Annotated in this window: 8 protein-coding genes; 5 read left to right on the top strand and 3 right to left on the bottom strand. The window is 61.5% G+C overall.

The features are described 5' to 3' along the window. Positions 1-296: 296 nt before the first annotated feature. Positions 297-815: an SgcJ/EcaC family oxidoreductase gene (locus BFP99_RS27545; RefSeq protein WP_065927722.1), complete on the bottom strand. Its 519-nt coding sequence runs from the start codon at positions 813-815 to the stop codon at positions 297-299. 164 nt (positions 816-979) lie between these two features. On the opposite strand from BFP99_RS27545, the gene BFP99_RS27540 reads away from it, so the two are divergent. The 5 genes from BFP99_RS27540 to BFP99_RS27520 all read left to right on the top strand — a co-directional run bounded on the left by BFP99_RS27540 (position 980) and on the right by BFP99_RS27520 (position 6,240). Next, positions 980-2,158 (top strand): sensor histidine kinase, encoded by a 1,179-nt coding sequence (locus BFP99_RS27540; RefSeq protein ID WP_065927723.1) that lies wholly within the window; start codon positions 980-982, stop codon positions 2,156-2,158. After that, positions 2,155-2,808 (top strand): response regulator, encoded by a 654-nt coding sequence (locus BFP99_RS27535; protein ID WP_065927724.1) that lies wholly within the window; start codon positions 2,155-2,157, stop codon positions 2,806-2,808. The genes BFP99_RS27540 and BFP99_RS27535 overlap by 4 nt, the downstream gene beginning before the upstream one ends. A 10-nt stretch (positions 2,809-2,818) precedes the next feature. Beyond that, positions 2,819-5,134 carry an ATP-binding protein gene (locus BFP99_RS27530; RefSeq protein ID WP_065948692.1) on the top strand — a complete coding sequence of 772 codons (2,316 nt, stop codon included), beginning with the start codon at positions 2,819-2,821 and terminating at the stop codon, positions 5,132-5,134. Continuing rightward, positions 5,131-5,601 carry a response regulator gene (locus BFP99_RS27525; protein WP_065927726.1) on the top strand — a complete coding sequence of 157 codons (471 nt, stop codon included), beginning with the start codon at positions 5,131-5,133 and terminating at the stop codon, positions 5,599-5,601. The genes BFP99_RS27530 and BFP99_RS27525 overlap by 4 nt, the downstream gene beginning before the upstream one ends. Before the next feature lie 111 nt (positions 5,602-5,712). Further along, positions 5,713-6,240, top strand: a complete 528-nt coding sequence (locus BFP99_RS27520; RefSeq protein WP_065927727.1) for a sterol desaturase family protein — start codon at positions 5,713-5,715, stop codon at positions 6,238-6,240. Here BFP99_RS27520 and BFP99_RS27515 read toward each other — a convergent pair. Both BFP99_RS27515 and BFP99_RS27510 read right to left on the bottom strand, forming a co-directional pair. Then, entirely contained in the window at positions 6,204-7,535 is a 1,332-nt protein-coding gene (locus BFP99_RS27515) for an McrC family protein (RefSeq protein ID WP_065927728.1), read from the bottom strand. The genes BFP99_RS27520 and BFP99_RS27515 overlap by 37 nt on opposite strands. Beyond that, the gene (locus tag BFP99_RS27510) at positions 7,532-9,544 is read right to left on the bottom strand and encodes an McrB family protein (protein ID WP_065948691.1); all 2,013 of its coding nucleotides are present in this window, start codon (positions 9,542-9,544) and stop codon (positions 7,532-7,534) included. Before BFP99_RS27510 ends, BFP99_RS27515 begins: the two co-directional genes overlap by 4 nt. Between the last annotated feature and the right edge of the window lie 184 nt (positions 9,545-9,728).

The following is a 9,728-nucleotide window of genomic DNA, read 5'->3' as shown; positions in this document are numbered from 1 at the left end:
GAAGCGTTTTTGGTTACTTTTGGCGCTCTTCCAAAAGTGACCCGCTGTAAGAGCGGAACCCTAAGTGGCCGTTACCGCAGCAACGGATATGTACTCGGTCAAATCCAACGACATGGTCGGCCCGAAGGCCGCCACGGAAGCAAACCACAGACCTCTGAAAGTTGTGTAGTGGACTTGTTCCCTCGCAGGGCATCAGTTGGATAGGCGCCGGATCCCGAGCCGTCACAGCAACAATCTCCCAGCCCCAACAAAAAAATGCCCCCCCCGCCAAGGGATGGGCATTTTCCCTCCAACCATTACTGCTTGGCGTGCTTGGCCTGTACTTCAGGCATCGCCGAAGAATGATGGTTAAGAATTTTCCACTGGCCACCCACCTGCTCATAGACGAAGGTGTAGCGCGCCTGCACCTGACGCACCTTGCCATCCGACTCGGTCAGGGTGAAGGTGTAGACGCCACTGTCCATGGCCACGTTGCTGCCCAGCTGGCGGATCTCGCGGTAGTTGATCTGGCCCACCGGCTTGAGCGCCAGGAAGTGGTCGAAGTAGTCGGTGATCTGCTCCGGCGTCGTGCGCACCTGGTTGGAAACGGTCGGCTGCAACACAGCGCCCGGCGCGTAGAGGTCGACCACGGATTTCGCGTTGCCGGTCTGCAGGGCGCTGTTCCAGCGGTCGAATAAACCGGCAATCTCGCGGTCTTTGACATTGGCCGGCGCCTGGGCGACTTCACGGTAGACATACGGGGCCGTCTCGGCGGCATGAACAAACGGTACGCTCAGGGCAAACATCAGGGCGATCGGGGCGATATCGAATTTCATTGCATTACTCCAGTGGTCGTCGTTGAGGCCACTTTGCCAACCTGCCCGCCAGCCGCCATCGGCCAACCGGAGGTATTTACCTATGCCATTTGGCAGATAGCGCCCAAGGGGTCCGACCATGTCTAATAGATCCCCCTCGCGCCCGCAGCAATGGAGCATCAACCATGCATGACACGCCCCATGATCCCGGCAGCGCCCTGGCCATGCGCGCGCACTTTCGCCAATCGCAAAGTCGTACGGCGCGCCTGCGCCTGTTGGTGGATACCGGCCAGGAATTGCGCCAACTGGCCCCCGACGCCATGCGCGAACGCGTGCTCGCGCGGGCCTGCGCGTTTCTGGCCATGGACCACGGGCTGCTGCAGGAGTGGGACGCCGAGGGCATCGCCTATACCAGCGCCCGCCATGGCACCCCGTCGCGCTTGGGCAGCCTGGCCGCCCTCGCCGACCGCAGCCTGCGCACGGCGTGCTGGCAGGAGCGTCCATCCGAGGACGTGCCCAGCGTCTTGCAAGTGCCGTTGCGCGCCGGTGACGGCGATGCCTTTGGTGTACTGGTGCTGGGCAATAGCGTCAGCCTGCGGGCGCCGGAGCACGAAGACAGCGAGTCCCTGCAACTGCTCGCCACATTACTGGCCGCCCACCTGGAAAACGACCGGCTGCTGAGCACCCTCAAGCTGCGCGACAAAACCCTGTCCGACCTGGTCAACCGCTTGCTCCGCGCCCAGGAAGACGAACGCAAACGCGTCGCCTACGACCTCCACGATGGCCTGGCGCAAACCCTGGCGGGCCTGCACCAGCGGCTGCAAGGCTTTGCCGGGCGCTGCCCGCCGCTGCCGGAGGCATTGGCCGCCGACCTGGAGGCGATTCTTACCCTGGCCCAACACTCGGTTGGCGAGGGCCGGCAACTGATTGCGGGCCTGCGTCCCACGGTGCTGGATGATTTCGGCTTGTTCAAAGCCCTCGATAAGGAAGCCGACCGCCTGCGTGACGCCGGCATCAACGTGGTGTGGCTGGCGCACTGTGAGACGCGCTTACCCAGCCAGGTGGAAATCGCCTTGTTCCGGATCGGCCAGGAAGCCATCAACAATGTGCTCAAGCATGCGCGCGCAAGCCAAGTGCAACTGGTCCTGGCGCTGCACGACGGCCAGGCGTCCCTGCGGCTGGACGACAATGGCCGAGGCTTCAAGGCAGAGCCATCAGCAGATGACGTCCAGCATCTGGGCCTCGCCACCATGCAGGAGCGCGCCAGCCTGTTGGGCGGCAGCTTCACCTGCGTCAGCACCGTCGACGGCGGTACCCGGCTGCACGCCCGCGTGCCTGCGCACTTGATTGGAGTCCCGCAATGACCCACGTCCTGCGCCTGGTGCTGGCGGACGACCATGAAGTCACGCGCACCGGCTTTGTCTCCCTGCTGGCCGGCCACCCGCAGTTCGAGGTGGTCGGCCAGGCCAGTGATGGCCTGCAGGCGGTGGAACTGTGCGAACAGCTTCTGCCGGATATCGTCATCCTCGACATCCGCATGCCCGGGCTCAACGGCCTTGGCGCCGCACGCTTGCTGCAACAACGCCTGCCGGCGGTGAAGGTGGTGATGTTCACCATGGACGACAGCCCCGAGTACCTGGAGGCGGCCATGAATGCCGGTGCGGTGGGCTACTTGCTCAAAGACGCCAGCCGCGCCGAGGTGATCCATGCGCTACAACAAGTGGCCGCCGGTGGCGAGGCGCTCAACACGGCGGTCAGCGCCCGGCTGTTGCGGCGCATGACCGAACGCCAGGCCAGCGGTGCCGCCCCCGGCGAACCGCTCACCCCACGGGAACGCCAGGTCCTCGGCTTGGTCGCCAACGGCATGAGCAACCGCGCCATCGGCGAACACCTGGGCATTACCACCGGCACGGCCAAGGCCCATGTCGAGCGGGTGATCGGCAAGCTCGGCGCGGCTGACCGTACCCAGGCCGCCGTGCGGGGCATCGCCTTGGGCCTGGTGACACCCACATGAGGCGGCCCAAATGAGAAAGCGTTGGGCCGACCTGCCGCTGCGCGGCAAGGCGCTGGTGGTGATTTCACTGCCACTGGTGGTGCTGTTGCTGTCCCTGGTGCTGATCTACACCACGGAACGCCAGACCGCCCGTGCCGAAGAGGATGTGCGCCGGGTTTTACGCGTGCAAGGCGATATCCAGGCCGTGCATACCCTGCTCGCGGAAGCCGCCGCCAGTGTGCGCGGTTACCTGCTCACCCGCCGCGAAGACTTCCTGCCCAGCTACCTGAACGCCAAGCCCCAGATCGAGTCGGCCCTGCGCCGACTGGACCGCAACGTACGCGATCAACGGGTGCGCGAGCAGCTCAGCGCGATCAAGCCGTTGATCGACGGCAAGGTCGACGGGCTGGAGGAAATGCTCAAGGACAGCGACGCCACACCGGAGTCCATCAGTGCCATCCTGATCAGCAACAAGCACATCCTCGACGCCCTGCGCCAACACATCAGCACCATGCTCACCCTTGAGGCGTCGTTGCTGGCCGAGCGCAGCGCCGCCGCCTCCGAAACCCGCCAACGCTTGTTGCTGTCGACCTGGCTGGCGGCGATCTGCGGCTTGTTCGGGGCGATTGTCGCGGTGCTGTTTCTGTCCAAGGGCATTGTCGCCCGGGTGCAGAATGTGCAGCGCAATGCCCAACGCCTGGCCCTGGGCTCGCCGCTGCTGCCACAGCCGCCGGAAAAAGACGAAATCGGCCAGTTGGGCACCAGCCTGGTGGAGGCCGGACTGTTGCTGGCCGAACGCGAACGCGCCTTGCGCGACAACGAAGAACGCTTGCGGCTGATCATCGATGGGGTCAAGGACTACGGGATCTTCGCCCTCGACACGGCGGGCCATGTCACCAGTTGGAACAACGGCGCCGAGCGGATCAAGGGCTATACCGAACAAGAGATAATCGGCCAGCATTTCTCGCTGTTCTACCTGCCCCAGGAATGCCCGCAGCACCCGGACATGGCGTTGCGCGAGGCCACCCGCAACGGTGATTACACCGAAGAAGGCTGGCGCTGCCGCAAGGACGGCACGCGGTTCTGGGCCAGCGTGGTGATCACGGCGCAATACGACGGCACCGGCGCCCTGCGCGGTTTTTCCAAGATCACCCGCGACATCACCGACCGCCGCGCGGCGGAGATCGCCCTGCGCACCGCCCGCGAGGAAGCCGAACGCGCCAGCCGCGCCAAAAGCCAATTCCTGTCGCGCATGAGCCACGAACTGCGGACCCCGCTCAACTCGATCCTGGGCTTTGCGCAACTGCTGGACATGGACGCGCCCAAGGCGCAAAAGGCCGATGTCGGTCATATTCTGCGCGCCGGCCAGCACCTGCTCACGCTGATTAATGAAGTGCTGGACATCGCCAAGATCGAGGCCGGAAGCCTGGCGTTGAATATCGTGCCGATCCCGCTTGCGGGCACCTTGCAAGAGGCGCTGACGCTGGTGTCGCCCATGGCCACCGACGCAGGCGTGCAGTTGCGGCCGCTGCCGGCACTGGCGGCGGATACGGGCATCGTTGCCGACCGCCAGCGCCTGACCCAGGTGCTGCTGAACCTGCTGTCCAATGCGATCAAATACAACCGGCGCGATGGCCAGGTGAGCCTTGAGGTCGATATCCGTGGACAACGAGTCAGCGTGGCTGTGTGCGATACCGGCAACGGCATCGCAGCCGATCATATGGGGCAACTGTTCAAGCCTTTCGAACGCCTGGGGGCCGACCCGAATGTGGAAGGCAGCGGCCTGGGCCTGGCACTGAGTAAAAGCCTGCTGGAGAACATGGACGGCCGACTCAAGGTGCAGAGCCAGCCCGGCGTCGGCTCGCGCTTCACCCTGGAACTGCCCTTCGTGCGCGTGGCCCACGCCCAGAGTATTGCCACGCCCGGCATCGACACCGAATTGAAGCGCCCTGCCCCCGTCGCCAGCCCCTTCCAGGGCAAGGTGTTGTGCATCGAAGACAACCTCTCCAGCCTGGCGCTGATCGAAACCCTGCTGCAACGCCGGCCCGGCATACGACTGCTGTCGAGCATGCAAGGCCAACTGGGCCTTGACCTCGCCGCGCAGCACGCACCCCAGTTGATTCTGCTGGATGTGTCGCTGCCGGACATGAATGGCTTGAAGGTGCTGCAACGCCTGCGTCAGTCACCGATCACCCGCGACACGCCGGTGCTGATGATCACCGCCGACGCCAGCGACCTTACCCGCCAGGCGTTGCAGGAAGCCGGCGCCACTGCCGTATTGAACAAACCGATCAACGTGCCCGCCTTTCTCGCCCACCTCGACCAAGCTTTTCCGGAGCCCGCGTGAACCTCGACCTGCGTATTCTGATCATCGACGACCAACGCCCGAACCTCGACCTGGTGGAGCAACTGCTGGCGCGCGAAGGGCTGACCAACGTGCTGAGCAGCACCCAGCCGCTGCGCACCCTGGAGTTGTTCAACAGCTTCGAGCCGGACCTGGTGATCCTCGACCTGCACATGCCGGAGTTCGACGGCTTTGCGGTGCTGGAGCAACTCAACCGGCGCATCCCCCAGGGTGAATACCTGCCGATCCTGGTACTCACTGCCGACGCGACCCGCGACACGCGCCTGCGTGCCCTGGCCCTGGGCGCCCGGGACTTCATCAGCAAACCCCTGGACGCGCTGGAAACCATGCTGCGGGTATGGAACCTGCTGGAAACCCGGGTGCTGTACAAGACCTTGCGTACGCTGGTGCCGGCGGACCGGATTGAGTTGTTGCAACGTAGCGGATCAACGGCTATTCGACGCTGCTAGGGCGATTGGCTCACAAATCCACCACGTCGCCACGCCGGGATGTTGTATACGGCGGCCCGACACCGGACAATCCCGCGCCCGTCCATTTCGCACTACAGGGATATTCCGCGCATGGCTGCTTCCAATAAATGGCTGATGTCATCGGTTGCTTATTACCTCGATTTCTTCACCGTTCCGCTGTTTGTGGTAGCTGCCCTCTATCTGGCGCCCTTTGAGCCCTGGCTGGCACTGTCGGGCCTGCTGGCCTGGACGCTGGTGGAGTATTCGGCGCACCGTTTCCTGTTCCATTCGCTGTATCGCCGCGAGCATTGGACCCACCATATCGACGTGCTGGCCTACATCGGCGTGTCCAGCTGGAAAACCAGTTCGACCTTCGCCGTGCTGTTGTTGCTCGCCTGGTCCATCGGCCTCACCTCGGCGTTTATCGGCGCGGTGACGGGCTATTTCGTCTACATCTCGCTGCACTACGTGATGCACCGCCCGCAGCATTGGGCCTACGCCTTTATTCCGGGATTGGTGGCCAATCACGACCTGCATCACCGCAAAGGCATCGAGAAGAACTTCGGTGTGTCTTCGCCGCTGTGGGACCATGTGTTTCGCACTTATATTCGGGTTGAGGCGGATGCAGAGCCGGCCTGAGCCCCCTCAGTGCTGATAAATCTCCCCAGGGGGGATGCCTCGGGGAGCAGCAATTTACTGCGCTCAAGGCAAAACGGCAGGATCCAGAGTTTCAAGCCCTCGGCGCTCTTGAAATCGAAAACGGGCAAGGGTTCGCAGAACGACTCTGTCCATGGATAGATCAGAACGGCGTGCCCGGCGTCCTTCAAGTAGAGGTGGGCGTACGCATGGAGCTGGTAAAAGTCGGCCTGGCTGAGCTTGTACTTCTCGAAACGGTTGCCTTTGGCGCGATCCAATAACTTCCATTTGGTGTCGAGCACCATTCGCGGCTGCGTGCCCTCTTGAACCAGCAGGTCGGGCTTCAGGCGGAACCAGTTCTCGTCCTTGTGCACCACCAGGTGCTCGCGGCTGACCTGGGTTTTCAGGCCAAAGCCGTCCTCCAACTGGCGCGCCAGATGCTTCGCCACATAGGCCTCAAAAACCGCCTCCATCGGAAACAACAACGACGGCACGTGATGCTGGCCGGCGCCCGGTACGGGGCTGTTGCCCTGCAGGATGAGCCGCGCCCATTCAAGGGCAGGTTCGTAATATGCCATGCCCCGGTCCAGCCGGATGCGTTTGAAGTCCTGCGCCACATCGGTGGGCAGCGGCACATCAGCGAAAACAAAACACAACTCGCGCGCCAGACGCTGATTGGCGGGCGCGCTGCACATACCCAGTGCTTTGCGCAGGGCCGCATGAATCAGGCGATTTTCAGCACGGTCCGGAGTGAACTCATCGTGCTCGGTAAAGAACCGGTCGCGCCGCACCAGATTCTCCGAGAGGTGACGCGCCATCACCAGCTTGCCGCGCAGGCTGGATAAGTTGGCTTGCCGGGCGGTGTAATCACTGCGCAGCCCTTTCCTGACGACATGCCTGACCGTCTCCAGAAACTGTTGCAGGAACACCTCGAGTAGCGGCATTCGGTCAGCCTGAAGATCGGCATTCAGCGTCTTGAGGTGACGAAAACCGCGCAGGCACTTGAGCATCTCGATCAGTTTCCGGCGCGCCAGGGACGCTGATGTTTCGCTGCCAATCTTGGGCAGGATCTCGATCTGGAAACCGCAAGGTGCACGCAGGACGCCCACATAGCTGGTCACCTGGATAACGCGCTGCCCTCGGCGGCTGGTCAGTCTGAGCCAGGCAGGTGCGTGCTCGTCGGCTTTCAGGCATTGCTCTTCCAGCCAGGCAAATACGCGCCCGGGGATTACCGTTGCGCTCACCCCGTCGCCAGACTCCACCAGCCTGCCGTACTCAAAGATCTGTACGGCACTCATTCGGCGACAGGCTTGAATAGCGTCGAATAGATACCGATGTACGCTTGCGGTATGTTGAAGGTGTCAGCATTCAGGCTATAGCGTGGCCGTAGCGCATACTCGTCCCACTCATCACTCGAACCAAACAGGTTCGTGGCCCCTCTGCCCGACTCAACATCGCGTACAAACTGGAGCTCAGGCGCTTTCTTTTGGTTGTCGCCCAGTACCAGCCTTATTTTCTGCCAATCGTCGAAAAAGTACTCCTCCAGCAGCGGGATGATCCGGGTTCTGAAGAGCGTGGCCAAGGCCCCGAAACGCTGCTCCGAGGACATGCCTTTCAATGGCGTGAAATAGGCATGCCCGATGGTGTGTTCACGGTCATACAACGCTTCGATGCGCATGTTCAGGGCGGTCAACAGTTGTTCCAGGTCAATCTGGTGATCGCCCTTGGACACCGTGACACCCTTCAATACACGGGGATCCGGCATCAGTTCGATGAACTCGAAGCGGCGGCGCAAGGCGGTATCGACCAGCGCCAACGAACGGTCGGCGGTGTTCATCGTGCCGATCACGTCGACGTTCAAAGGCACGCTGAACGGCTTGCCTGAATAGGGCAGCGTCAGTGTCACCGAATTGACCTCACCTTCACGCTTGTCGAGTTCGATCAAGGTGATCAGTTCGCCGAAAATCTTGCTGATGTTGCCTCGGTTGATTTCGTCGATCACCATCGCGTACTGATGCGCAGGGTCCTTCCTGGCCCGCTCGCACAGGCGCAAGAAAGCACCCGGTTTAATCTCATAACGAACGTCGCCGGTGGTGGTCGCATCCGCATGAGCAGCGGTGCTGTCGAAAATCACCGGACGCAGCCCTTCGACAAATTCTTCGTAGCCGTAAGACTGGTGGAAGGTAACGAATTCGAAGCGTTGCGAAGGGTAGTCGGCCTCGAGCAGACGTTGCAAGGTCCAGGTTTTGCCCGTGCCGGGCGGCCCGAAATAGATTTGATTGCGGGTGATGATATTGGCCTCAGACAGCGCACTGTCACCCAGCAATACGTCCTCTTCCATGGCGACAACCTCTTCGATGCGGTACTGATCCGGCCAATAGCCAATGCGGCTGGAACGCTGGCCTCGTTTTGCCGAAACGCCCTGTTTCTGCGCATTGGCCGCTTCAACCAACGCCACCAGTTCAGGGCTCAACTTCTGGTTCAGCGGCACGGCATCCAGGCCGTGAAACGCCAACCATCGGACTTCGACACAATCAAAGCGCACAAACAGTGCCCCCATCGTCGATCCCCGAATGGCGCTTTTTTCTTTCCCGCCGAATACCAACTGCGTGTTGGTGGCTTTCGTGGCCCACCAGTCAAAACCCAACCCATGAACCGCGATGGCAAGACGCACAAACAACTGCGTCATTTCGCTGCTCCACTTTGGCTGCCGTTCTCTGAAATCCTTGCAGCACTGAAAATGCTGCAACAGTTGCGCAGCGTTCGGCGTTGTAATCAAACCCAGTTGTTCGGCCACTTGGTTGTACCCGATTGGGAAATGGTTGATGGCGTGTGCGCTCCACTCGATGATTCCCGAGAAGCCTATCGCCAGGCCTTCTTCGGCCGACATGAGCGCAACAATCGGCGAGTCGTGGTAAGGCCCACGGATTTCGTCGTAGCGCCTGCGCAGGGAGGCATCGTCGAGTTTGGCGTCGACCAGATCGATCTTGACGAAGAAACCGTCAACAGCGTCGATGCCTACGGTGTAGGCCAGCGCCAGGGGAGCATCCGCGTACGGATAGATACGCGACCAGTTGTAGGCCACGAACTTTCTGTTCCACTGGTCTATGGGTCGGCGAATGGTTTTAGTGGTGCCTTGGGGGAAGAGACGCTCCTGTAAAGTCTCAGCCCACCGCTTGGTGATGTCATAGGCGTTGCGCAGTTGGCTGTAAGCGTCGCGATGGGTGGTATCGGTCTTGTCGAAGACCTTTTCGTGCCATTCGCTCAGGCATGCGAATTGGTCACGGGTAAAGTTGGTGGGTACCACGTGCTGAAATTCCTTCCCTTGAAAGTGATTTCATACTGCCATCAGTGCTTAAGGCTTGGATAGTAGCGAGGTCAAAATGTTTACGGAAAGTCGCGCGTCTGCTCCACAGCCTGCTTGGCGATTGTTTTTATTACGAACAAATCTAGCCGCCCATACACCTGCGCTGCCAACCTTATCTACGCTC

The sequence above is a fragment of the Pseudomonas sp. 1 R 17 genome (assembly GCF_900067035.1).
Lineage (GTDB): Bacteria > Pseudomonadota > Gammaproteobacteria > Pseudomonadales > Pseudomonadaceae > Aquipseudomonas > Aquipseudomonas marginalis.
Note: the sequence above shows the minus strand (reverse complement) of the source record. Positions and strands in the feature narration are given on the sequence as shown.